We start from the raw sequence: 24222 nt of genomic DNA, 5'->3' as shown, positions 1-24222 counted from the left end.
AGCAACGTCAAACACCCGTCTTGCCAAGGGCGACATTATAACTGTCGCTGATCATTCGTATGGGAAGAGAGGCGCGTATCGGCGCGTACCGCAAATGCGTAAGGCTACGAGGATGGGACTGCGACCAAATAACAGAGACCCAGGATTGAATTACGGAAAAAGATAGTGCTTTGCTATCAGACTTGGCACGTCGGTTGCCGCTAAAGGCTCTACGATATAGAGGCCCTGTATCTCATCGCAAGCGAGGGTTTGCAATATCTTTAGTTGTGCTTGCGTTTCCACGCCCTCGGCAACTACCCGCATGTCGAGCGCCTTTGCCATAGAGACGATAGCGGTAAAAAAGATTTCGCCATCCTTGCCCAGGCCTAGTTGTGCAGTAAATGCCTGATGGACTTTGAGTACGTCCATATCCAATCGCTGCAACAGTGACAATGATGAGTACCCAGAGCCGAAATCGTCCACATACATGGTGATTCCCATTTTATTAATGGCGGATATCTCGTCGAAAATATCTCCGCTATTGCGCATCATGGCCGACTCGGTCAACTCGATCTCCAGTAAGCGCGCAGGAACATTATGCCTGGCCAGACATGCTGCAATCAGGTTCTTGACCTTGCCATCATTGAATTGATGCGCAGATACATTGACCGAAACCGGTACCGCTGGTATTCCTTGCGCCAGCCACGCTGCAAGGTGCGCACATACCTTGTCGATCACGATTTCGCCGATTGCGTTAATCATTCCGCTACCTTCAGCCAGATCGATAAATTCAGTGGCGGGGATTAATCCGCGCGTCGGATGTCGCCAGCGGATCAAGGCTTCCATGCCTGTCAGCACACCGGTGCGAGTGGCAACGCGTGGTTGGAAATACAGTTCGAACTGATCTTCGCGAATAGCCTGAGTCAAATCCTGTTCTGTATCCAACCGCAACTTGATATTTTCGTACAACATGCGATCGTAGAAGCGGAAATGCCCCTTGCGACTTACCTTCGCTGCATACATTGCGATGTCTGCATTTTTCAAAAGCGTTTCTACATCATGGCCGTCACGGGGAAATAAAGCGATGCCGATAGAGCCGCCGACCTTGTTTTTCTTTGTCGTCGTATCGCGCGTAAGTTCGAACGGTTTGTGCAAAACCTGATTGATGCTAAATGCGATGCGCGCAACTTCTTCTTCATTGTGTATCGCTTCGAGCACGACGGTAAATTCATCACCACCCAGCCGAATCACTTTATCGGTAGAACGAACCACCGATTTCAGGCGAGCAGCGACAGCACACAATAGCTGATCGCCAGCGGAATGGCCCAGGGTATCGTTGACGTTTTTGAAATCATCCAGGTCGACGAATAGGACCGCGAGCATGGTTTTATTTGTTTGGGCAGTATCCAATGCTGCTGGCAAATAATGCATCAGCCAGTGCCGATTCGGCAAAGTGGTGAGCGCATCTTCTGTCGCCAGACGAGACATTTCGCGCTCGTGGCGTTTGGATTCACTGATGTCGCGCAAGGTAATCGCAAGGCCCTTGTCGGCACGTACGAATTTTCGTTTTACCCATTCTGCCTTGATCGGGCTGCCTTCCGGAATGCAGTAGTCGTCTTCGTAAAAGCCATTCTCCATGCCCAAACGGTAGGCATTCATGACACGGTCGAAGTAATCGCCGGAGTAATAATCGGATACTTTGGCGCCAAGAAATTTCTCTTTGGGCAGACCGAAGAATGATGCGCCTTTCTCATTGCAATCAACTACCGTAAAGTCGGTAATGAAGCCGTTGTTGTCTTGTTCTGAAAGCAGGATGTAAAAGCCTTCGTTGCCGCCCTCGGTAGCAAGGCGATAGGTTTCCCGTATTGTTTTGGCTTGATGATTGCGCCACGCGAGGCGTATCGACATCCACATGGCAATAAAGGAAAACAGGAAGAAGATGATGGTGCCTGCAATCCCTATCTTGCGATACATCAGCAAATTGCGCTCATAGGGCTGCAGTACATCTTGTTGATCCAGTCCGACTAAAGCAAAGAAGGGGTAACCGATTAATTTGTGGGTGGAGATAAAGCGCATTCGTCCATCGGGGAAAAGATGGGTCGCCCTGGATGCCAGCTCGGTATCTATTTTTTTTGCAGATAGCGGGCTGGTATCACGTTGCTCATTGCCCACTTTGGACATCCGTTCTATGCCGTCTTCCCCAATGAAGGCCAGAATGCCTCTTTCGCCCAAGACCTGGTCATCGGAAAATAGAGTAAAGAATTCCGGTGTAATACCAAGCACAAGTACGCCGCCAAAATTGCCGCCATCCTTTTCAATTCGTAGCGTTACTTGAATGATTTTTTTGCCGCTTAGCCGTCCTGTAGTTGGCGTCCCGATACGCAGTGCAGTCGACCGATTGGCTTTGTGAAATTGAAAATATTCACGATCCAGCACATTAAATTTGTTTCCCAACGGAAGTGTTGCCGTGACTGGCATACCGTTTTCATCATAAATTGCTGCTGAAGCGAATCGAGGAATGTTGAGCACGCCTTCCATGCTCATTTTTTCGAAACTTAACGAGCCGTTGGATTTTTCCCAGCCAAACTTTATTTGTTTGGCCAGAATATCCAGCTGTTCAACCGTTCTGGTCAGATACTGCGCATAGGCTTTAGAGATGGATGCGGATTTCTTAAGCGCATTCTCTTCCAGTTGTTTCTTGTCGCTTTCGAGTTTCGAGAACATGACGCCCCAGAGAAGTAGCGTCAATAACAATGCGAACAGAGACCACAGAACGATGAAATGAAGATTGCGCCGGAGGTAGCCGTCCCGGCTCATTCTGTTGCGCGGATAAGCGCCTGAAATTCGTTCAAGCATATGAAAAAAATGAGCGTTAACTTAACTACCTGAATGAATCTGAACGAGTAAAACTATAAAGCGGTGAAATTGCCAATAGAAAATAAAAAATGAGATGCATAAAAATGCATGCATCTTGCAAGATCTTGATTGAAATAACCCGTCAGGCAACATATCGTTTTATGCGTTTTTATGTATGTGGCGTGTGGTGCTGATAATTGAGTAACTGCTTCAGTGTCTTGCTTTCAGTCTAGTCATTTGCTTTATTGTTCCATATCCCATAAATATGGGATATGGAATTGTTGCTCAGTAGAAAATTAACAATTGATACTCTGAATTGCCCGCAAGAAAAATCAATATGCGCAGTGTTGGCAAGGGATCGTTATTAGATATTTTTCTGAAAAATCTAATTAAAAAAATTAACAAATCTCTTGAAGAGAAGCGCATATTGTTAATATATTGATATGTAAATGAATACTTCATATGCACTTGTACTATAGCAATGCATGGTTTCTGTGCAAATAACAGAGCGCCTTGCTGGGAGTTGGCAGGGCGCGTACCATGAGGGCGGAAAATTCAGCCATTCTTTTACGGAGAGATTGATGTCAGTTCATTTGATTGAAGCAGTGCGATTTAACGATGCAGGCGACAAAGTAGAAATGGTGCGTTGGGGACGTGGGCATCGCAAGGCCGATGGTTCTCCTGGTTGGGAGGCCGTTACTTTAGAGCAAGATGTGAGTCTGGTGGTCGACGCATTGCATTTTGGCGATGAAGTGGCGACAGCATTCAAGGTAGGTAACGAAATGGTGCTCGGGCCGCGTGTGCATATCGTCATACCTGAGCACGGCATTGAAGATATCGATACGATCGATCACGATGTGCCTGGCCGCACGCTGGCAGATTTACCACGATTTTAAGCGCAGCTATTCGGTTGCGGGAATCACAGATAATAAAGACGGGAAGTGTGTATGGGTGGGGATTTAACGACAGATGAATTTGACGCGCTGGAACAGATAGTCGCAGGCATCAAGCACGCGCGACCATCTGCCTGCGTGGCGCGTAATACCAAGCGTCTGACCGGCTTGAAATATATTGCCTATACAAAAGATGGCAGCTTGGGCTTGACCGATAAAGGCAAGCAGACTTTGTTCATCAAGAGTTGTATCGAGGGTCTGCGCGCCATCGCCAATGATTCTCAGGCGGTGCTTAAATCCGACGTCGCAACCTTTCTGGGCAAGAAAGGCCACATAGCGGCACTAGAAGGATCAAGTGGTTTCAATATCACGCAAAAAGGGCGTGAATGTCTGATCGATATAGACAGTCACAGCAAGTAATTATCTTGCGTATGAAAAGCGGTGATGCATGCGCGTCCTTGGGAACCTGCATCACCATTTACGGATAGTTGATACGTTCTCGTATTTGTAAAAAATCAAGTCGGTCTAGATAGGCGTCAGTTTTTTTCTGCTTTTAAGTAAGAGGAAAATTACATGCAATCAGATTCGCATTTTCATCAAGCTCGTGTTCGTGCACTACAAATGCCCGGATGGTTGTCGTCGTGCATAACGACACAGCTGCAGCTCCATTTCATTTTTAGATAATCGTCCGGATACGCCTGATGCGCGTATCGGATTGTTGCTGTGCGCAGTATTTGTTTGCCCATTCGCCTCTGCTGCTGGGCAACCCGTCAGATTTTTTCAGATAGGGGTAGGCAATGAACAATCGAAACAATGATGTCATTAGCAGTTCCTTCATGTCCTCCAATGGAGCCGAGGCAGGCCACGCCCATGCGGCATTGCGGATACTGACCCATTTGTTACGGGATTTCCCCGGCGCGACGACATTGCGGTTGTTGAGTGAGCAGCTGCAACACATAGAAATCGTCACGCCTAAATTTACCCTCCTATTGAGAGATCCAGTGGTCTTGCGCAAGCTCATATTCGGCCGTAGCCCATTGCCGCTCGCCGATGCATACATCAATGGTTTGATTGATGTGGAGGGTGATCTTTATGCCGCGCTGGGGCTGAAGCAGTATTTTCAGACATTCGATTTTTCACTCGGTGTGCGCTGGGCTTTATTGCGCGATGCATGGCGTTTACCGGCAAAGCCTAGAAATATTGTCACTACCCCATTTGATTCGGGCGGGTTTTCCCACAGACATTCAAAGGGGAGCGACCAGGCTGCCATCGCATTTCACTACGATGTGTCTAATCTGTTTTATAAACTGTGGCTGGATAAAGAAATGGTCTATTCATGTGCCTACTTCGAATCCGAGCACGATACCTTGGAGCGAGCGCAGGAGCACAAGCTCGACCATATCTGTCGCAAACTACGATTGAAGCCGGGCGAGCGCCTGCTCGATATTGGATGTGGTTGGGGTGCCATGGTGTGCTGGGCCGCTCGTCATTACGGTGTGCGTGCACATGGCATTACACTCAGCCATAAGCAGTTTGAATATGCGCAGGCACGCATTGCGGCCGATGGCTTGAAAGATCTGGTTACTGTCGAGTTGCGTGATTATCGCGATCTTGAGGGCGAAGCCGTCTACGACAAAATATCCAGCATTGGCATGTTTGAACATGTCGGATTATCGAATCTGCCTACCTACAACGCTATCATCAAAAGGGTACTGCGCCCCGGCGGCCTGTTTCTCAATCACGGCATTACGCATGATGAAGAGGGGTGGCAACGCACGATCGATACCGAGTTCATCAATCGTTACGTATTCCCGGATGGTGAGCTCGATACGGTCAGCAATATTCAACGCAGAATGGAGCAGACTGGCTTTGAAATCCATGATGTAGAAGCATTACGCCCTCACTATGCACTCACGCTCAGGCATTGGGTGCAGCGGCTGGAAGAACATCGTGAAGAGGCGCTGGAATATGTCAGCGAATCTGCCTATCGCGTCTGGCGACTCTATATGGCTGCGTGCGCGTTGGAATTTGAATCAGGTGGTACCGGCATTTATCAGATACTCGCGTCCAAGCCGGGGGGTGCAAAGCCAGCCGTGCCACTGACTCGTAGCGATATATATACAACTGGATAGTGGTTGAGTTGTTCTATCTGATAGGTAGCGTGACAGCGACCGCAGATTTTAAGTTTCGCTATTTTTGCTTGTCTGCTGAAGATTTGATCAAGATCAAACTCGAAATATGTTGGTGCGATACCTTGGTGTCCGTTCCCATCAACGTTGGAGTTATCGTGAAAAAGTCAGTTCTGGCAGTAGCATTAGTTTCTTTACTCAGCATCAGTTCGCAAGTATTCGCACAACAATCAGGGGAAAGTCCATGGTTGGTTCGTGTGCGTGCCGTGTATCTCGACCCTGCCGATAAATCAGATCCTGTAGGCGGTACAGGTGCATCTGATCGCTTGACCATCAATTCCAAAACAATTCCAGAACTTGATATCAGCTACTTCTTCACGCCTAACTGGGCAACCGAGCTGGTACTGACTTATCCGCAAAAACAAAAAGTCTATCTGGACGGCGCAGAGATTGGCACCTTCAAACATCTGCCACCAACACTGACTTTGCAATATCACTTCACACCAGAAAAGACGATCAGTCCTTATGTTGGTGCCGGTATCAATTACACGAGAATTTCCAGCGTCCATTTGTTGAATGGAGCGGCACAGCTTGAAAGCAGCAGCGTAGGTTTGGCCGTGCAAGCAGGCGTCGATTTCAAACTGGATAAAAACTGGTCATTGAATCTGGATGTGAAAAAAGTCCAAATCAGAAGTGATGTAACGACTGCCGCCGGACAACTCAGCGCCGTCAAAATCGATCCTTGGTTGATCGGTGTAGGTGTTGGTTATCGTTTTTAAAGGTTAAAAAAATAGAGTTTAGATTTGACATTGCTAAGACTCAAAGCGTGTCATTATCAAGTCAGATGTTGAAATTCAAGGTTTTGATTTGGTCGTGCCACGCTAGTTTGTAAAAATAGAAGAATAAGAAAAATATCAAATCGATTGTATCTTTGGCGAGGTTTCAATAATACTCGCGTCGCTATTCTCAAGCCCGTATGCAATGCCCGATAGTATGGATTTGATTTGTTGGTTTTTTGTTGCGAATGTAGCGACTTGAATAAGATATTTCACTTTAAAATATTGGGGCTTAAAACCCTTTTTATTGAATATTCATTTTTATCAGGTAATAGTTATATGACTATCGATTCGGACAAGATTATTAGTGACAGGTTGGCCCGATTAGAGTCGGATTTTTCTTCTCTTCGAGATGGCTATCTGATCGTTAACAAGCGCTATACGGAAACTCTGCAAACCATGAAGGGACTGACCGAAAATGCCTTGGAATGCGCATTGCGATCAGCTGCCGCCGCTGAAAAATCAGCCTTGGCTTGCAAGAGTGCAACTGCTGCTGCCGTTGCGTCTGCTTCAGCTCATATAGTGGAGGCCACATCCGCCGCTGCAGAGGCTGCGGGTCAAGCCGCTTTAGCCGCATCGGAAGCAGCCGCTGCCGCATCTGCCGCTGCCGCTGCCGCTGCATCTGCCGCCGCAGCGCAGGCAGAAGAAACCGCAGTGCAAGCGTCGGCCGAAGCCGCGCATGCAACATTAAGAGCAACCTCAGCCGCAGCTGAGGCGGCAAAAATGGCAAACCGTGCTTCTGAGGTTGCGAAATCCCTGACAAAATAAATTACGACATTTCCGTTTCACTAAGAAAGTCAGGATAGCTTCTTTTTTAAAGAGGATTCCTGATAGCGGTGGCTGCATCATCATTCTATAAATTCTTATAAGTGATTCAGTGCTTATTTTTCTGAAGGTGGCGGAATGTGCAGTTACGAACTCAAGAATGAAAGGTCCTTTTTTGCTTTTTTAGAAAAAATCGAAAAGCTTGAAGTTGAAATCAATCTTTTATATGACCAAATGCCGTTTGGTAGTTACAGTCTTGCTGACGACGGTACTTTCTCAAGCGTTGATTCGCATGTGTCAAATTGGCTTGCTTCCTCTCCGGAAGAATTAATTGGCAAGAAAAAACTTGGCGACTTCTTGACGAGCAATAGTCAGGAAAAGTTAAAAGCAGAATTTGCTTTAGCTGCTCACTCTGAATTCTCTGGCGTTGAGCTTGAGTTGCTATCAAAAGAAGGTGCAACACGTCACGTCTCCCTCAGTACGAGTGGTCTGAGAGACGCAGCGGGCCAATTGTTATCCTGCCGCTACATCATGTTTGACATGACCCCGAACAAGCAGGCACAAGAAAAGCTCCGGATTGCTGCTACCGCACTTGAATCTGTTGCAGGTATTTGCATCACAGATCCCGATGGAATCATTTTGCAGGTCAATAAGACATTTACCAGGCTAACCGGCTTTACAGCGCAAGAGCTACGAGGCCAGAACGTACAGCTACTTAGTACGCAAAGTGCAGAGCAAGAAACGTATAAATTGATATTTGAATCCATCCTGACAAATGGACGTTGGCAGGGTGAAATACGCGAACGACGCAAAGATGGACATCCTTTTGTCGGGTGGCTCAACATTTCATCGATCAAACCGGATAAGAAGACGGTTTCCTATTATGTCGGCTTTTTGTACGACATCACACACAGTAGCGCTCAGGAAGAAATCAAGCGATTGGCATTTTATGATTCGCTCACACAACTTCCGAATCGCCTGCATTTAGAAAACAGACTCATCAGGGTATTGGCCAGGTTGCCGCAAAGTGGTTTGCGCGGTGCGCTGTTATTCATCGATCTGGATAACTTCAAAACAATAAATGACACCAAGGGACACGCTGCGGGAGATCAATTGCTGATTGAGATTGGCGAGCGACTGCGTCGTTCCGTGCGACATGAAGATACTGTCGCCAGACTGGGTGGTGATGAATTTGTTGTTTTGGTAAGCGATTTGAACGCGAGCGAAGTGGAGGCAGCGCGGCAGGCCATGGCAATTGGCAGAGAAATTCTGACCTCTTTAGCCCAACCCTATCAATTTCTTGATTGTGAATTCGCTTGTACCGCCAGCATTGGTGTCTGCATGTTCGACGGAGGCGAATCGCCGAGGGAGTTGCTACAGAATGCCGATATGGCGATGTATCAAGCAAAAAAAGGCGGGAGAAACTCCTTGTGTTTTTTTAATGAAGAGATGCAGATCGCTGTGGCAGCTTACTCAAAGCTGGAGCAGGAGTTGCGATGCGCACTGAGAGAGCACCAGCTAGAAGTTTATTTCGAGCCGCAATTAAATTCTGATGGAAAAATTATTGCGGCAGAGGCTTTGGTCAGGTGGCGTAATCCTGAGCGTGGAATGATATTGCCGAACGACTTCATCAAGATTGCTGAAGATACCGGGTTGATTATGGGTATTGGACTTTTTGTATTGCAAACAGCCTGTGAGCAGCTCAAGGCGTGGGAAAGGGATCCGCGTACCAGTGATCTTCAAATCGCCGTAAATGTCAGTGCACGCCAATTTTTGCAGGCAGATTTCGTGTCTTTGCTAATCGACGTGATTGCTGCGAGTGGAATTAATCCAGCACTGCTGAAGCTCGAACTAACGGAAAGCATGATGCATGACATCGACGCCACTTCTGAAAAGATGGAAAGCATAAAGAAGATGGGTGTCAGTTTTGCCATGGATGATTTCGGCACAGGTTATTCATCGCTTTCAAGCTTGACCAAATTGCCATTAAATCAGCTCAAAATAGACCAGTCTTTCGTGCATAACATGCTGCTTAAGACGTCTGATACGATTGTCGTGCAGACTATCATCGCCATGGCGCACAGTCTGAATCTGGAAGTGATCGCTGAAGGCGTGGAAACAGAAGAACAAAAAGTTTTTTTGCTATCAAATGGCTGCACATTGTTTCAGGGGTACTTCTTCAGCGGACCTTTATCTATCGCGGAGTTCGAAGCCCTGTTGTTCCGACAGACAAGCCCACACACATCTTAATCCACTCGCAGAGATAGGTTCGCCAACTGACTCCGTTTTTGCTTACTTACGAAGGCTAGACTGTACAGACAATCTGTCGAAGGGATGTCGAGGCCCAATGTACTTGAGCTCTTGATTCACAGAATTCGTCGCTCGCGACATATGGGATTATGTCGCAAACATATAGTTTCGAGTGCCGCACATCAAACGCTTGGCGGATGATATGAATGCGATAGCGGTGGGCTACTTCTGCGGTGGAAGGCAGGAATGTTATTAGATAGTGTCGAATACCGAACAGGATTGGACAAAAGAAAAGGGCCTAGTTTTTCAACTAGGCCCTTAATATTCTGTGGCTCCCCGACCTGGACTCGAACCAGGGACCTGCGGATTAACAGTCCGTCGCTCTACCAACTGAGCTATCAGGGAACAGAAGCGAGATTATAAGATGTTTCTTGCTCGCTTGTCAAAGCTTGTGCGATAAATTTCTTTGCTTCGTTTTGCTGTTACTCAGAAATTTATTGCAGGCGCGAATATTAAAGAACTTTTGCGATTGCTGCAATAACGTAATCGATGTTTTTTGTGTTTAGTGCAGCGACACAAATACGGCCGGTATCGACAGCGTAGATCGAGAACTCGTCACGCAGGCGATCTACTTGCGCTTTGGTCAAGCCGGAGTAAGAGAACATGCCACGTTGTGCGGTCACGAAATCGAAGTTGTGAGCAGGTGCTTGTTCTTTCAATTTCTGCACAAATGCTTGACGCATTTCACGGATGCGTACGCGCATGCCTGCCAATTCTTCTTCCCACAATGCGCGCAGTTCTGGCGATGCCAGAGCGGTTGCAACAACTTGGCCGCCGTGGATAGGTGGGTTGGAGTAGTTGGTACGGATGACGCGTTTCAATTGGGACAAGACGCGGGCTGCTTCTTCTGCGTTGCTCGAAACGATGCTCAATGCGCCAACGCGTTCGCCATAAAGCGAGAACGATTTGGAGAAAGAGTTCGAGACAAACACAGCGCCACCAGCTTCAGCGAATTGACGAACAACTTTGCCGTCCGATTCAATACCATCGCCAAAACCTTGGTAGGCCATGTCGAGGAATGGGATCAAGCCGCGTGTTGTGACCACGTTCAGCACTTCCAGCCATTGTGCGTCGCTCAGATCGGCGCCAGTCGGGTTGTGGCAGCAAGCGTGCAACAGGACGATCGAACCGCTAGGAATCGATTTCAGTGTGTCCAGCATGCCGGCAAAATTGACGCCGCGAGTTGCTGCATCGTAGTACGGATAGTTGTTGACTGTGAAACCAGCCGATTCAAACAGGGCGCGGTGGTTTTCCCAGCTTGGATCGCTGATCCAGACTTGCGCGTTTGGTGCAAAGCGTTTGAGGAAATCGGCGCCGAGTTTCAATGCGCCTGTGCCACCGATTGCTTGTGCGGTTACTGCACGTTTGTCCTTGACTACGGCACTATCGGCACCAAATACGAGTTCTTGTACTGCCTTGTCGTATGCGGCCAGGCCGTCGATAGGCAAGTAGCCGCGCGGCGACAGTTTTTCCATCAATTGCGCTTCGGCTTTGCGCACGCATTCGAGCAAAGGCAATTTGCCGTTATCGTCGTTGTAAACGCCGACACCAAGATTGATCTTATTCGGATTCTTGTCGGCATTGAAAGCCTCGGTAATACCAAGAATCGGGTCACGGGGCGCCATTTCGATGGCGTTGAGGAGCGAAGCAGGAAGAGGTGCGTTCATCGTGATAACATCAAAAGTTAGCTGCAAACGGTCGTTTTGCAGTGGGGTTGTGTAGAGCGCAAGACCATAAGTCTTGCGGAAAATGCGACTCACTATTTTACCAAAGGTCGGATTTAAATGGCTGATTTATCCCAAGTTACTGATTCTGTTGACGAATCTAAAATTGTCACCTTCCCGAATTCCCCATTCCGTCTGTATCAGCCGTTTCCTCCGGCCGGTGATCAGCCGACCGCGATTGCGAAGCTGGTGGAAGGTATTGATGACGGCTTGTTTTATCAGACCTTGCTCGGTGTTACCGGTTCGGGCAAGACTTATACGGTTGCCAATGTGATTGCCCGCATGGGGCGTCCGGCGATTGTATTTGCGCCAAACAAGACACTGGCGGCGCAGCTTTACAGCGAATTCCGCGAGTTCTTCCCGCAGAATGCGGTGGAATACTTCGTCAGTTATTACGATTATTACCAACCGGAAGCCTACGTTCCGCAGCGCGATTTGTTCATCGAGAAAGATTCTTCCATCAACGAACATATCGAGCAGATGCGCCTGTCGTGCACCAAGTCGCTGATGGAGCGGCGCGATGTGGTGATCATTGCAACGGTCTCTGCGATTTACGGTATCGGTAATCCGAGCGAATATCACCAGATGATTCTGACCTTGCGTGCCAAGGACAAGGTCAGCCAGCGCGATGTGATTGCGCGCCTGATCGCGATGCAATACACGCGCAATGAAGTTGATTTTGGCCGCGGCACTTTCCGTGTGCGCGGCGATACGATTGATATTTTCCCGGCGGAACATGCGGAACTGGCCATCCGTCTGGAAATGTTCGATGACGAAATTGAAAGCCTGCAGCTGTTCGATCCGCTGACCGGCCGCGTCAAACAAAAGATTCCGCGCTTTACGGTTTATCCGGGTTCGCATTATGTGACGCCGCGTGCGACGGTCTTGCGTGCAATCGAAACCATCAAGGATGAGCTACGTGAGCGCTTGGAGTTTTTCCGCAAGGAAAACAAGCTGATTGAAGAGCAGCGTCTGGAGCAGCGCACTCGCTTCGATCTGGAAATGATGCAGGAAATCGGCTTTACCAAAGGGATCGAAAACTATTCGCGCCACTTGAGTGGTGCCAAGGCCGGCGATCCGCCACCGACGTTGGTTGATTATCTGCCGCCAGATGCCTTGATGTTCATGGACGAGTCGCACGTGCTGATGGGACAACTCAACGGAATGTACAACGGCGACAGGGCGCGCAAAACCAATCTGGTCGATTACGGCTTCCGCCTGCCGTCGGCACTGGATAATCGGCCGCTGCGCTTTGATGAGTTCGAGGGCAAGATGCGGCAAATGGTGTTTGTTTCGGCGACGCCGGCCGACTATGAAAATACGCATGCCGATCAGGTGGTCGAGCAGGTTGTGCGTCCGACCGGTCTGGTCGATCCATTGATCAGTGTGCGTCCGGCCTCGACTCAGGTGGATGACCTGATGTCGGAAATTACCGAGCGCGTGAAAAAACACGAGCGGGTGTTGGTGACGACGCTGACTAAGCGCATGTCTGAGCAGTTGACGGAGTTCCTTAGCGATAACGGCATCAAGGTGCGTTATCTGCACAGTGATATTGATACCGTTGAGCGGGTGGAAATACTGAGGGATTTGCGCCTGGGCACTTTCGATGTGCTGGTGGGTATTAACTTGTTGCGCGAGGGCCTTGATTTGCCTGAGGTGTCATTGGTGGCGATTCTGGATGCGGACAAGGAAGGCTTCTTGCGTTCCGAGCGCAGCTTGATCCAAACCATAGGCCGCGCCGCGCGTAACTTGAGCGGTATGGCGATTCTGTATGGCGACAAGATCACGGACTCGATGCGCAGGGCCATCGATGAAACTGAACGTCGGCGCGCCAAGCAGATCGCTTTCAATACGGCCAATAACATTACGCCGATCGGCATCAAGAAGCATATCCGTGAGTTGATTGATGGCGTGTACAGCCAGCAGGATGCGCGCGAAGAATTCAATGTTGCACAAGAACACGCGAAGTATGAAGCGATGAGCGAGAAGCAGGTCAGCAAAGAAATCAAGCGCTTGGAAAAACAGATGCAGGGTCATGCAAAAAACCTGGAGTTCGAGAAGGCGGCGCAAGTGCGCGATCAGTTGCGAGTATTGAAGGAGCAATTGTTTGGCGCGCCGGGCGAGGATCATATTGTGCCGGCTTGATCGATAAATAATGAGATAAGGGACTGCAGTTGGTCTTGTGCCGCAAAATGTTGCGGCTACAATCGCAGCTTTCGCCCGCACGCATAAATCTCTGTCGTTATAAATCTCATGCAAACAATTCCATCATCTTTTATTGCCATGCTGGATGTCGCTGATGCTTCTTGGCGTCCGATTCTGCTGGCTGGCCTGACTGCGGTTCACAAAGCCTTCCCTGATTATTTGCCGACGCTGGCTGATGATAATTACCTGCCGAATGGTGGCAGGCTGTTCGCCGCATTTGCGCAACCGTTGGATGCCGTGCAATACGTATTGGTTGGCGAAGGACCTTACCCGCGTGCCGATAGCGCAACGGGCGTTTGCTTCATGGATGGCGCCGTCAGTTCCTTGTGGTCGGAAAAAGGATTGTCCAAACAGGTGAATCGCGCGACTTCATTGCGCAATTTCATGAAGATGCTGTTGGTGGCAGATGGACAATTGTCCATCGAACAAACTACAGGAGATGCGCTGGCGGGCGTATCCAGCAAGGCGCAGGCAGCGCCGTCTTCCGTGATTCAAACCTTGCCGGAATTACAGGCTAATCTGACGTCGCGGGGTTTTTTATTGCTGAATGCGGCCCTGGTTTTTCGTTCGCATGTGGTGCCGGTAAAAGAAGCCAAGCCCTGGATGCCATTTTTGCAAACAGTGCTGAACGCTTTGGCAGACCATGCCGAGGGCGCTGCGAAACAGCCACCGACCCTGGTCTTGTGGGGGAAGATTGCGGTGCAGCTGCAGGCTTTACCGGAAAGTACTCGTTTCCCGAAAAAGGTCTCCGAGCATCCCTATAACCTGAGCTTTATTGGTAACCAGGTGATGCAAGAGCTTTTTGTTAGCATGGATTTGCTGAAAACGAAACGCTCTTAAATCAGGCTGAGCTGGCGCAGATCTTCCGAGTCTGCGCGCTTCTTCAATTCTTCTGCAAACAGCGAGTTCTCGATAGGCGGCGTCGTGAGTGGCTTGCCGCTAGCCTTGTGGTCTTTTGCAAGCAGTCGCGCAATCATGCTTTCAAAGAAGATCGGCAGCGCCTGCTGATCTTCATGCGCATGAAAATGTTGGCGTATCACCATGCCATCCCACATTCCCGTCAGGAACAAGGCTGTTTGCGCAGCATCGAGCGTGGCGTCTATCTGTCCACGCGCCTGCGCAATGCGCAAAAGATTGGTCAAACCCATTATCCATTCCGCTTCTATCTTGCGTAAAACGGCGCCGACACGCTTGCTACGCATGCCTTCTGCATACACCTCAGTCATCAGGCTGGCATCGCCGCCGGCCCGATAGCGTTCGGCAAACTGACGCGTGATTGCGCTAAGTGCGGCTTGTATGGATTCTGCGTCGCGCATTTGCAGCAGCATGGCGCGCGCCTGACGGCGTTCGTCTTCCACCATTGCTTCTATGATGGCTTCCTTGCCGGTGAAGTAGCGATAAACCGCACCAGGACCCAGGCCGGTTTCGGCGCATATTTGCTGCATGGAGGTTTGATGAAAACCGGTTTTACGGAAACATTTTCCGGCTGCCTTGAGTACTTCGATTCGCTTTTTGTCGGCTTTTTGAGTAGGTGATTGAGGGGTCTTGGAAATGCGTGTGGCCATTGCGGAGTTCGAAACGAAGTTTCAGTCAATTAATGTGGCGCCTATTATAAATTGAATATTCGCTCAAAATGTTGCTGGTTATTGCACATGTTCGTCATCCTTGAGATTTCTCCCGGATTTTGAATGCTTTAAACGTAATGAATACTGTCGATTCATCAAGGTGATTGAATGGTCATTCAAATTTTAGTTTGTGTGTCGACCATGCACTGCAAGGGGTGAAGCATCGCTTTTGTCATCACATATGAATTGTGGATGGAGATCGATCGAATTAAGTCGGTCAGAATGCTGGGACTTTTCTTGCATTTAAGGCCTGCATATTTGCAAGCCAATATGCAGCTTAGTGACGTCGGTCAAGGATGGCGCCACGACTTTGCCAATAAAATTGCGGTCTGGAAAGTGAGTGTCTGCTGCAAGTGTCTTGGGCTTATTGCTGAAAATCGAGTACCTGACAGATTCAGTCAAGTTTGTTATACTTGACCAAATCGATCAACAACTCGGTTTATTACATTTGGTTGATTCTGGAGGCGGTATTTCATGCGTTTGACGACTAAAGGGCGTTTTGCTGTAACAGCAATGATTGACTTGGCATTGCGCCAAGACAATGGTCCGGTCACGCTCGCCGGGATTAGTCAGCGGCAAGAAATTTCGCTGTCTTATCTGGAACAATTGTTTGGAAAATTGCGTCGCCATGAAATCGTGGAGTCGGTACGTGGACCGGGTGGTGGTTACAACCTGGCACGTCGCGCAGAAGATGTAACGGTCGCCGACATCATCATTGCTGTTGATGAGCCGCTGGATGCAACTCAGTGCGGTGGCAAGGAAAATTGCCATAGTCCTGAGCATGAACATGGTGGACGTTGCATGACACATGACCTGTGGGCAACGCTGAATTCAAAAATGGTGGATTATCTCGATTCTGTATCTTTGAAAGATTTGGTCGACCAGCAAAAACAAAAGATTTCTGAACAATGCGTGGTGGTCGTACACCGTAACCACGCAGCCGTTTGATTATTGGAGCCTTAAAGATGAATGCCCCGTTAGATAAAAGCCTGATAGATACGATCAAGGCACCGCACTTTCCGATTTATATGGATTACTCGGCGACGACGCCTATCGATCCACGTGTAGCCGACAAGATGATTCCGTATCTGCGCGAGCAGTTCGGCAATCCGGCTTCGCGCAGCCATATGTATGGCTGGACGGCAGAAAAAGCGGTTGAAGATGCGCGCGAACAAGTTGCCAAGCTGGTGAACGCCGATACGCGCGAGATTATCTGGACATCGGGTGCTACCGAAGGCAACAACCTGGCGCTCAAAGGCGCAGCGCAATTCTATAAAACCAAGGGCAAGCACATCATCACGGTGAAAACCGAGCACAAAGCGGTGCTGGATACTGTGCGTGAACTGGAACGCCAGGGTTTTGAAGCAACTTATTTGCAGCCGCAAGACAATGGCTTGATCACAATCGAACAATTGGCTGAAGCAATTCGCCCAGACACGATTCTGGTGTCGGTCATGCTGGTCAACAATGAAATCGGTGTGATTCAACCTATCGACGAAATCGGCGAGCTGTGCCGCAGCAAAGGCATTATTTTCCATTGCGACGCTGCGCAGGCGACCGGCAAAGTCAAGATCGACTTGGAAAAAACCAAAGTCGACCTGATGACCTTTACCGCGCACAAAACCTACGGTCCTAAAGGCATAGGCGCCTTGTATGTACGTCGTAAGCCACGTGTGCGTATCGAAGCGCAAATGCACGGTGGTGGCCATGAACGCGGTTTGCGTTCAGGTACGTTGGCAACGCATCAGATCGTCGGCATGGGCGAAGCCTTCCGCATCGCTCGCGAAGAGATGGATGAAGAAATCGTCCGCATCACCGCATTGCGTGATCGTCTGGCCAAGGGCTTGATGGATATGGAGGAGGTCTATATCAATGGCGATATGGATCACCGCGTACCGCACAACCTGAACGTCAGCTTCAACTATGTTGAAGGCGAATCGCTGATCATGGCGATCAAGGATTTGGCTGTTTCTTCAGGTTCCGCTTGTACTTCGGCCAGTCTGGAACCATCTTATGTATTGAGAGCGCTTGGTCGCAGCGACGAACTGGCGCACAGCTCGATCCGTTTCACTTTCGGTCGTTTTACCACAGAAGAAGACGTAGATTTCACGATCAATTTGATCAAGGAAAAAGTCACCAAGCTGCGTGAATTGTCGCCGCTGTGGGATATGTATAAAGACGGGATCGACATCAGCACGATCCAATGGGCGGCACACTAATCGTTTTGGTTTCTGCCGATAGCGGCAGAATCAAGGTTTAACAAGGAGCATCAAAATGGCTTACTCAGACAAAGTTCTCGATCATTACGAAAATCCACGCAACGTTGGTGCGTTCGATAAGGGTGATGACACGATCGGTACCGGCATGGTTGGCGCGCCGGCTTGCGGCGACGTCATGAAGCTGCAGATCAAGGTCGGTGCAGACGGCTTGATCGAAGACGCAAAATTCAAGACCTACGGTTGCGGTTCGGCGATTGCATCGTCGTCGCTGGTGACCGAATGGGTCAAGGGTAAAACTTTGGATCAAGCGCTGGCAATCAAGAATACGCACATCGCTGAAGAGTTGGCATTGCCACCAGTGAAAATTCACTGCTCGATTCTGGCTGAAGACGCGATCAAGGCTGCAGTGCTGGATTACAAAACCAAGCATGGCGTAGCAGAAGTAAAAGCAGAAGCGGAAAAAGCAGCTTAATTTTGTTGGTTCGCGCAGTATTTTGCTGCGCGCTTCAACGGCAATTTATTTGAGCGAAGAATTATGGCTATTACACTGACTGAAAAAGCGGCGAAACACATTAATCGCTATATGGAACGGCGCGGCAAAGGTATCGGCCTTCGTTTCGGCGTGCGCACGACCGGTTGCTCCGGCCTGGCGTACAAGCTGGAATATGTGGACGAAAGCGCGACCGAGGACAGCGTATTTGAATCGCACGGCGTCAAGGTCTTTGTTGATCCTAAAAGCTTGCCATATATCGATGGCACCGAGCTGGATTTTGCGCGCGAAGGTTTGAACGAAGGTTTCAAATTCCATAATCCAAACGTCAAGGACGAATGTGGTTGTGGCGAAAGCTTCCGTATTTGATGAGTGACGACTGCGCGGTTAATACCGTTGCAGATGTATTGTCCGAGAGAGCCTGTAGAACGTGTGCAGGCTCTTTTATTTGATGCAACAACAATTCGGCAGCGAGCGCGTTGCATCGCAAGATAAGCCAGCTGACCACCAGCGCACAAGAAATGCAAAACCACTTCGACCTTTTCCATCTGCCGCAACGCTTCACGATTGATGTCAGTGCGCTCGATGGCGCTTATCACAGCGTGCAGAATCAGGTCCATCCCGACAAGTTTGCAAATGCCTCCGATGCTGAAAAACGTGTCGCGATGCAATGGGCTACACGCGCCAACGAAGCGTACAAAACGTTAAAGAGTCCGTTCAAGCGCGCAGCGTATTTGTGCGAGCTGAATGGCGTGGACTTACAGACTGAATCCAATACGGCGATGCCAGTCGATTTCTTGATGCAGCAAATGGAGTGGCGCGAGGCACTCGATGATGCGCGCGCACAAAAAAACAGAACAGAGCTGGAAGCGCTGGATAGCGCGATCCGCAGCGCACGCAAGGTAGAGCTGGCGGCGATCGCAGAATTGCTGGATGCCGATGACTTTACGCAAGCCGCCGGTTTGGTGCGGCAGTTGATGTTTCTTGAAAAATTTGCAGATGAAGTGTCCGGCGCGCTGGATGCCTTGCCGGACTAGCATTTTGTTCGCTGCCATCGACAAGCGATGACAGCGACTTACCTGAGATAAGTGACAAACGAATATGGCTCTACTTCAAATCGCCGAACCCGGCATGTCTACCGCACCGCACCAGCACAGGTTGGCGGTCGGTATTGATCTCGGCACGACCAACTCTCTGGTTGCGACCGTGCGCAACAGTATTCCTGAGGTATTGACTGACGAAGAAGGGCGCTCCTTGCTGCCGTCAGTCGTGCACTACCTGAAAAACGGCAATGCGCAGATCGGCTACAAGGCACAAGCCGCACAAAATATCGATCCTAAAAACACCATCGTTTCCGTCAAGCGCTTTATGGGACGCGGCTTGAAAGACATCGCTTACGCTGAAAATCTGCCTTACGATTTTCTTGATACGCCCGGCATGGTGCAGCTTAAAACGATCGCTGGCGTGAAGAGCCCAGTTGAAATTTCTGCAGAAATTCTCGCAACCTTGCGTCAGCAGGCCGAGGATGCATTGGGCGATGAGTTGGTTGGTGCAGTCATTACCGTGCCTGCCTATTTTGATGATGCGCAACGTCAGGCAACCAAAGATGCGGCCAAATTGGCCGGCCTGAACGTACTGCGTTTGTTGAATGAGCCTACCGCAGCGGCGATTGCCTATGGATTGGACAATGCTTCTGAAGGTGTGTTTGCCGTCTACGATCTGGGCGGCGGCACCTTCGATGTGTCTATCCTGAAATTAACCAAGGGCGTGTTTGAAGTGCTGTCCACCGGCGGCGATTCTGCGCTGGGCGGCGACGATTTCGATCACCGCCTGTTTTGCTGGATTATCGAACAGTCGCACTTGGCGCCTTTGTCCGATGTCGATACCAGCATCCTGATGGTCAAGGCACGTGAAGCTAAGGAATTGCTGTCGTCGAAGGCGGAAACGCATATCGATGCGGTGTTGACGTCGGGTGAAGAAGTGCATCTTACCGTCACCGCGGCAGAGTTTACCCAGATCACGCAACACCTGGTGGCGAAGACAATTACGCCCACCAGGAAAGCCTTGCGCGATGCAGACCTGACTGTCGATGATGTCGACGGTGTGGTGATGGTCGGCGGTGCGACGCGCATGCCGCATATACGCAAGGCGGTCGGCGACTTTTTTCAGGCCACGCCTTTGGCGAATATCGATCCGGATAAAGTGGTGGCGCTGGGCGCCGCGATTCAGGCCAATCTCTTGGCTGGCAATCGTGCCGCCGGCGATGACTGGTTGTTGCTGGATGTAATTCCACTCTCGCTGGGTATCGAAACCATGGGTGGCTTGGTGGAAAAGGTCATCCCGCGCAATTCGACGATTCCATGCGCGCGCGCGCAGGAATTCACGACCTTCAAGGATGGCCAGACTGCACTTGCTGTCCATATCGTGCAGGGTGAGCGTGAGCTAGTAACGGATTGCCGTTCGCTGGCAAAATTTGAGCTGCGTGGCATACCGCCGATGGCTGCCGGTGCCGCACGCATACGTGTAACGTACCAAGTGGATGCAGATGGTTTGCTGTCGGTATCTGCGCGCGAATTGCGCTCGGGTGTCGAGGCATCGATAGAAGTTAAACCGTCTTACGGTTTGGCTGACGAGCAGGTCGCGCAAATGCTACAGGATTCATTCAAGTCGGCCGATATCGATATGGCGGCGCGCGCATTGCGCGAAGAGCAGGTCGAAGCTGAACGTATTGTGCTGGCAACGCAGTCGGCACTGGATGCGGATGCGAACCTGTTGTCGGATAATGAGCAGAAAGACGTTGTCGCATTGCTTGATATTGTAAGACAGGCTGGCAGCGGCACCGACCACGTCGCTATCAAAGCAGCAGTTGATGCGCTGGCGCACGGCACGGAAGAATTTGCCGCGCGTAGAATGGATAGAAGCGTACGCACTGCCTTGTCGGGCAAGAAACTGGACGAAATTTAATAGATCGTTTTACCTGAGTTCAATCGGGTAAAAAGCAGCAAACGTTGTAGCAAGTCGGCAAAGATAACGCCATTTACGCAACGTAATAACACTTAACTTCTAGGTAATCAAAATGCCGCAAATTGTTGTTCTTCCTCACCATGCCTTGTGCCCGGATGGCGCAGTCATTGATGCACCAGCTGGTAAATCGATATGCGACGTTTTGCTTGAAAACGATATCGACATCGAACATGCATGTGAAAAATCGTGTGCCTGCACGACATGCCATGTGATCGTGCGCGAAGGTTTCAAGTCTTTGAATGAAGCCGGCGATACCGAAGAAGATTTGTTGGATAAGGCATGGGGCTTGGAAGCAGCATCACGCCTGTCATGCCAGGCTATCGTGGCAGAAGAAGATTTGGTGGTGGAAATCCCGCGCTACACAATTAACCACGCCAGCGAAAATCACTAAAAATTACTGAGGAGCTTGCGATGAAATGGACAGATACCATCCGCATTGCGGAAGAGCTGAATGATAAATTTCCGGATATCGATCCACTGACAATTCGCTTTACCGATTTGCATAAATGGGTATGCGAGCTGGAGGATTTTGACGATGCTCCGGATCGTTCCGGTGAAAAAATTCTGGAAGCAATTCAGCAAGCGTGGATAGAAGAAGCGGAATAAAGTTGCGAATAAATGTTTGAATGAATGGCCTCAACGGACTTAATGGAATTCAGTAATTGTTCTGAGCATTTTTGAGAAAACGATTGTAGGCAAAAAAAGGAGCGCCAAATTTGGCGCTCCTTTTTTTGTACAACTGCCTTCTTGATTAACGCGAACGCAAGTAACCGTCGACTACGCGAACGCGATCACCAGTATTCCAGTTAGGTTGGTGATCATAAGGGAAGGTGCGCGACTTTCCATCTTCCATGCGGACACGTACTTCATACGTTGTTGCGGTGCGTGTACGTTTTTCGATTTCGTTACCGGCATAACCGCCACCAACTGCACCAGCAACGGTCGCCAGAGTCTTACCATTACCGCCGCCAATTTGGTTGCCCAGCAAGCCGCCAACAACCGCGCCGCCAACTACGCCAACGCCGCTTGGTTTAGCCTGGGTTTGGACTGCGCGTACCGATTCGATACGGCCGCAGTCGTAGCAGATTTGCGCTTGTGCAACCTTGGTGTCAGATTGGCGTTTGGCTTGCTTTTCTGCTTTGTTCGCTGCGGCTTGACGTTCGTCAGCTTCCTTACGCGCCTGGTTTGCTTTGTCTTCAGCTTCTTTAGCAGCCGCAGCTTTATCAGCAGCTTCCTTTTCCAGCGCAACAATGGCTTCTTTTTGAGAGCCTTCACTATTTGAGTTTGGCAGCATGCCGGTCATGGCGGCTACACCGACCAGACTGACAAGCAGTACGCCGACGGCAGCTGCAGCGATAAGGGGATGAATACGTTTTGAATTATTGTTAGTTTCCATAAATCCTCCGGGTGTGGATATTTCCACGGTTTGTTTGTGTGGATGAAGTATTGATCCACTTGTCTCAAATAAAAAGCTTAAACCTGTGTCAGATGTAAGCTGATGTAACTATGACTGTGTCTGAGAGCAATTAGTTGCCCAAATAGAAAAAGGACTGTCCAGACAGTCCTTTTATTTGCATTTGGCTAGAATTGTTTCTATTTCGAAACTTAATCTTCTCGGCGCAGATGTGGGAATAGCAATACGTCGCGAATATTTGGCGAGTCGGTGATGATCATCATCAGGCGGTCAATGCCGATACCGCAACCACCGGCTGGCGGCATGCCGTATTCGAGTGCGCGAATATAGTCGGCGTCGTAAAACATTGCTTCTTCGTCGCCGGCATCTTTTGCTGCGACCTGTGCCTGGAAGCGCGCGGCCTGATCTTCCGCATCGTTCAACTCCGAGAAGCCGTTGGCAATTTCGCGACCGACCATGAACAATTCAAAGCGCTCGGTGATGCCGGCTACGGTATCCGAGGCGCGTGCCAGCGGCGATACTTCAACCGGGTAATCGATGATGTAGGTTGGTTCCCACAGTTGCGCCTCTGCGGTTTCTTCAAACAGTCCGAGTTGCAATGCGCCCAGGCCGGAATGCGCATGTGGTTTGACGCCAAACTTCAGCAATTCTTTCTTGATGAACTCTGCGTCGTTGAGTTGTTCTGCCGTGTAACCGGGTGCGTATTTGTTGATCGCTTCAACAATGGTCAAACGATGGAATGGTTTGGCCAGATCCAGTTCACGACCGCCGTAGGTCAACGTTGCTGTGCCATGTGCATCGATTGCCGCCTGACGAATCACCGCTTCAGTGAAATCCATCAACCATTTGTAATCGGTGTACGCCGCATAGAATTCCATCATCGTGAATTCAGGATTGTGACGTATCGAGACGCCTTCATTACGGAAGTTACGGTTGATCTCGAACACGCGATCGAAGCCGCCGACCACTAGGCGCTTCAGGTACAACTCAGGTGCAATACGCAGGAACATTTGCATGTCGAGCGCATTGTGATGCGTAGTGAAAGGCTTGGCCGCTGCGCCGCCGGGAATCGTGTGCAGCATCGGCGTTTCGACTTCCATGAACTCATTCTTTTCCATGAAACGACGGATAGACGAGATCGCAGCAGTACGCGCCTTGAAGGTGCGACGTGTTTCCTCATTCATGATGAGGTCGACGTAACGCTGGCGATACTTGGTTTCCTGATCAGCGAGGCCGTGGAATTTATCCGGCAGCGGGCGCAGTGATTTGGTGATCAGGCGCAGTTCGGTGACCTTGATCGTCAACTCGTCGGTCTTGGTCTTGAACAGCGTCCCGCTCACACCGAGGATATCGCCGAGGTCGTAGTGATGTAGTGCCGCCATCGCGGCTTCACCGGTCAGGTCCAGCGTGGCATAGATCTGGATGCGGCCATCAGCCTTTGGTCCGGATGCATCCTGCAGTGTGGCGAACGCCGCCTTCTTGCCCGCTTCTCGTTTCAACATCATGCGACCTGCCAGTACCACGGTGACCGGCTCGGCTTCCAGTTCTTCGCGCGTCTTGCTGCCGTATTGGGCGTGCAGATCGGCCGCCTTGTGCTGCGGACGGAAGTCATTAGGGAAGGCGATGCCTTGTTCGCGCAGGGCGCTCAACTTGGCGCGACGCTCGGCGATGATTTTGTTTTCGTCTATCGGTAGCGCGGCTGCAGCGTCGTCGTTATGCGTAGTCATGGGCAACAATCTGTTAGGTGAATGCG

Annotated in this window: 21 protein-coding genes and 1 tRNA gene; 16 read left to right on the top strand and 6 right to left on the bottom strand. The window is 49.9% G+C overall.

The annotated features are described in order from the left end of the window. Positions 1-150: 150 nt before the first annotated feature. Positions 151-2703, bottom strand: a complete 2553-nt coding sequence (locus ACFQO0_RS01610; RefSeq protein WP_382232300.1) for an EAL domain-containing protein — start codon at positions 2701-2703, stop codon at positions 151-153. A 713-nt stretch (positions 2704-3416) separates the two neighbouring features. Here ACFQO0_RS01610 and ACFQO0_RS01605 point away from each other — a divergent pair. The 6 genes from ACFQO0_RS01605 (at position 3417) to ACFQO0_RS01580 (ending at position 9708) form a co-directional block, all read left to right on the top strand. Further along, a complete protein-coding gene (locus ACFQO0_RS01605) occupies positions 3417-3731 on the top strand; it encodes a hypothetical protein (RefSeq protein WP_382232299.1) in 315 nt (104 codons plus the stop codon). A gap of 51 nt (positions 3732-3782) precedes the next feature. Continuing rightward, positions 3783-4148 carry a hypothetical protein gene (locus tag ACFQO0_RS01600; protein ID WP_382232298.1) on the top strand — a complete coding sequence of 122 codons (366 nt, stop codon included), beginning with the start codon at positions 3783-3785 and terminating at the stop codon, positions 4146-4148. A gap of 416 nt (positions 4149-4564) precedes the next feature. Next, positions 4565-5860 carry a class I SAM-dependent methyltransferase gene (locus ACFQO0_RS01595; RefSeq protein WP_382232297.1) on the top strand — a complete coding sequence of 432 codons (1296 nt, stop codon included), beginning with the start codon at positions 4565-4567 and terminating at the stop codon, positions 5858-5860. A 155-nt stretch (positions 5861-6015) separates the two neighbouring features. Further along, a complete protein-coding gene (locus tag ACFQO0_RS01590; protein WP_382232296.1) occupies positions 6016-6636 on the top strand; it encodes an OmpW/AlkL family protein in 621 nt (206 codons plus the stop codon). A 336-nt stretch (positions 6637-6972) separates the two neighbouring features. Then, a complete protein-coding gene (locus ACFQO0_RS01585; protein WP_382232295.1) occupies positions 6973-7461 on the top strand; it encodes a hypothetical protein in 489 nt (162 codons plus the stop codon). A gap of 135 nt (positions 7462-7596) precedes the next feature. Next, positions 7597-9708 carry a putative bifunctional diguanylate cyclase/phosphodiesterase gene (locus ACFQO0_RS01580; RefSeq protein ID WP_382232294.1) on the top strand — a complete coding sequence of 704 codons (2112 nt, stop codon included), beginning with the start codon at positions 7597-7599 and terminating at the stop codon, positions 9706-9708. Positions 9709-10037: 329 nt separating this feature from the next. Here ACFQO0_RS01580 and ACFQO0_RS01575 read toward each other — a convergent pair. Both ACFQO0_RS01575 and ACFQO0_RS01570 read right to left on the bottom strand, forming a co-directional pair. Then, a tRNA-Asn gene (locus tag ACFQO0_RS01575) sits at positions 10038-10113 on the bottom strand. A 107-nt stretch (positions 10114-10220) separates the two neighbouring features. Next, positions 10221-11435: an amino acid aminotransferase gene (locus ACFQO0_RS01570; protein WP_382233977.1), complete on the bottom strand. Its 1215-nt coding sequence runs from the start codon at positions 11433-11435 to the stop codon at positions 10221-10223. A 117-nt stretch (positions 11436-11552) separates the two neighbouring features. On the opposite strand from ACFQO0_RS01570, the gene uvrB reads away from it, so the two are divergent. After that, positions 11553-13637 carry an excinuclease ABC subunit UvrB gene (gene uvrB, locus ACFQO0_RS01565; protein WP_382232293.1) on the top strand — a complete coding sequence of 695 codons (2085 nt, stop codon included), beginning with the start codon at positions 11553-11555 and terminating at the stop codon, positions 13635-13637. A 108-nt stretch (positions 13638-13745) separates the two neighbouring features. Then, positions 13746-14537, top strand: coding sequence for a uracil-DNA glycosylase family protein (locus tag ACFQO0_RS01560; protein ID WP_382232292.1), 792 nt, complete (start codon positions 13746-13748; stop codon positions 14535-14537). Here the strand turns inward: ACFQO0_RS01560 and ACFQO0_RS01555 are convergent. Then, positions 14534-15262 carry a TetR/AcrR family transcriptional regulator gene (locus ACFQO0_RS01555; protein ID WP_382232291.1) on the bottom strand — a complete coding sequence of 243 codons (729 nt, stop codon included), beginning with the start codon at positions 15260-15262 and terminating at the stop codon, positions 14534-14536. The two genes, ACFQO0_RS01560 and ACFQO0_RS01555, sit on opposite strands and share 4 nt — an antisense overlap. A gap of 534 nt (positions 15263-15796) precedes the next feature. On the opposite strand from ACFQO0_RS01555, the gene iscR reads away from it, so the two are divergent. The 8 genes from iscR (at position 15797) to iscX (ending at position 21661) form a co-directional block, all read left to right on the top strand. Next, complete coding sequence (iscR, locus tag ACFQO0_RS01550) at positions 15797-16270, top strand: Fe-S cluster assembly transcriptional regulator IscR (protein WP_382232290.1); 474 nt, start codon at positions 15797-15799, stop codon at positions 16268-16270. A gap of 17 nt (positions 16271-16287) precedes the next feature. After that, on the top strand, positions 16288-17541 hold the full coding sequence (locus ACFQO0_RS01545; RefSeq protein WP_382232289.1) for an IscS subfamily cysteine desulfurase: 1254 nt from the start codon (positions 16288-16290) through the stop codon (positions 17539-17541). A gap of 55 nt (positions 17542-17596) precedes the next feature. Further along, on the top strand, positions 17597-18013 hold the full coding sequence (gene iscU / locus ACFQO0_RS01540; RefSeq protein WP_382232288.1) for a Fe-S cluster assembly scaffold IscU: 417 nt from the start codon (positions 17597-17599) through the stop codon (positions 18011-18013). 63 nt (positions 18014-18076) lie between these two features. Next, positions 18077-18400 (top strand): iron-sulfur cluster assembly protein IscA, encoded by a 324-nt coding sequence (iscA, locus tag ACFQO0_RS01535; protein ID WP_112991738.1) that lies wholly within the window; start codon positions 18077-18079, stop codon positions 18398-18400. A 152-nt stretch (positions 18401-18552) separates the two neighbouring features. After that, positions 18553-19068, top strand: a complete 516-nt coding sequence (gene hscB / locus ACFQO0_RS01530) for a Fe-S protein assembly co-chaperone HscB (RefSeq protein WP_382232287.1) — start codon at positions 18553-18555, stop codon at positions 19066-19068. 64 nt (positions 19069-19132) lie between these two features. After that, positions 19133-20995, top strand: coding sequence for a Fe-S protein assembly chaperone HscA (hscA, locus tag ACFQO0_RS01525; protein ID WP_382232286.1), 1863 nt, complete (start codon positions 19133-19135; stop codon positions 20993-20995). Positions 20996-21107: 112 nt separating this feature from the next. Beyond that, positions 21108-21446, top strand: coding sequence for an ISC system 2Fe-2S type ferredoxin (fdx, locus tag ACFQO0_RS01520; RefSeq protein WP_382232285.1), 339 nt, complete (start codon positions 21108-21110; stop codon positions 21444-21446). A gap of 20 nt (positions 21447-21466) precedes the next feature. Continuing rightward, the gene (gene iscX / locus ACFQO0_RS01515) at positions 21467-21661 is read left to right on the top strand and encodes a Fe-S cluster assembly protein IscX (protein WP_304933664.1); all 195 of its coding nucleotides are present in this window, start codon (positions 21467-21469) and stop codon (positions 21659-21661) included. A 145-nt stretch (positions 21662-21806) separates the two neighbouring features. On the opposite strand, the gene ACFQO0_RS01510 is transcribed toward iscX, so the two are convergent. Both ACFQO0_RS01510 and lysS read right to left on the bottom strand, forming a co-directional pair. Continuing rightward, complete coding sequence (locus ACFQO0_RS01510; protein WP_382232284.1) at positions 21807-22451, bottom strand: glycine zipper 2TM domain-containing protein; 645 nt, start codon at positions 22449-22451, stop codon at positions 21807-21809. A 209-nt stretch (positions 22452-22660) separates the two neighbouring features. Continuing rightward, the gene (gene lysS / locus ACFQO0_RS01505; RefSeq protein ID WP_382232283.1) at positions 22661-24196 is read right to left on the bottom strand and encodes a lysine--tRNA ligase; all 1536 of its coding nucleotides are present in this window, start codon (positions 24194-24196) and stop codon (positions 22661-22663) included. Between the last annotated feature and the right edge of the window lie 26 nt (positions 24197-24222).

The organism is Herminiimonas aquatilis (assembly GCF_042665175.1).
GTDB lineage: Bacteria > Pseudomonadota > Gammaproteobacteria > Burkholderiales > Burkholderiaceae_D > Oxalicibacterium > Oxalicibacterium aquatilis.
The sequence above is the reverse complement of the archived record's forward strand: the minus strand, read 5'-3'. Positions and strand labels throughout refer to the sequence as shown.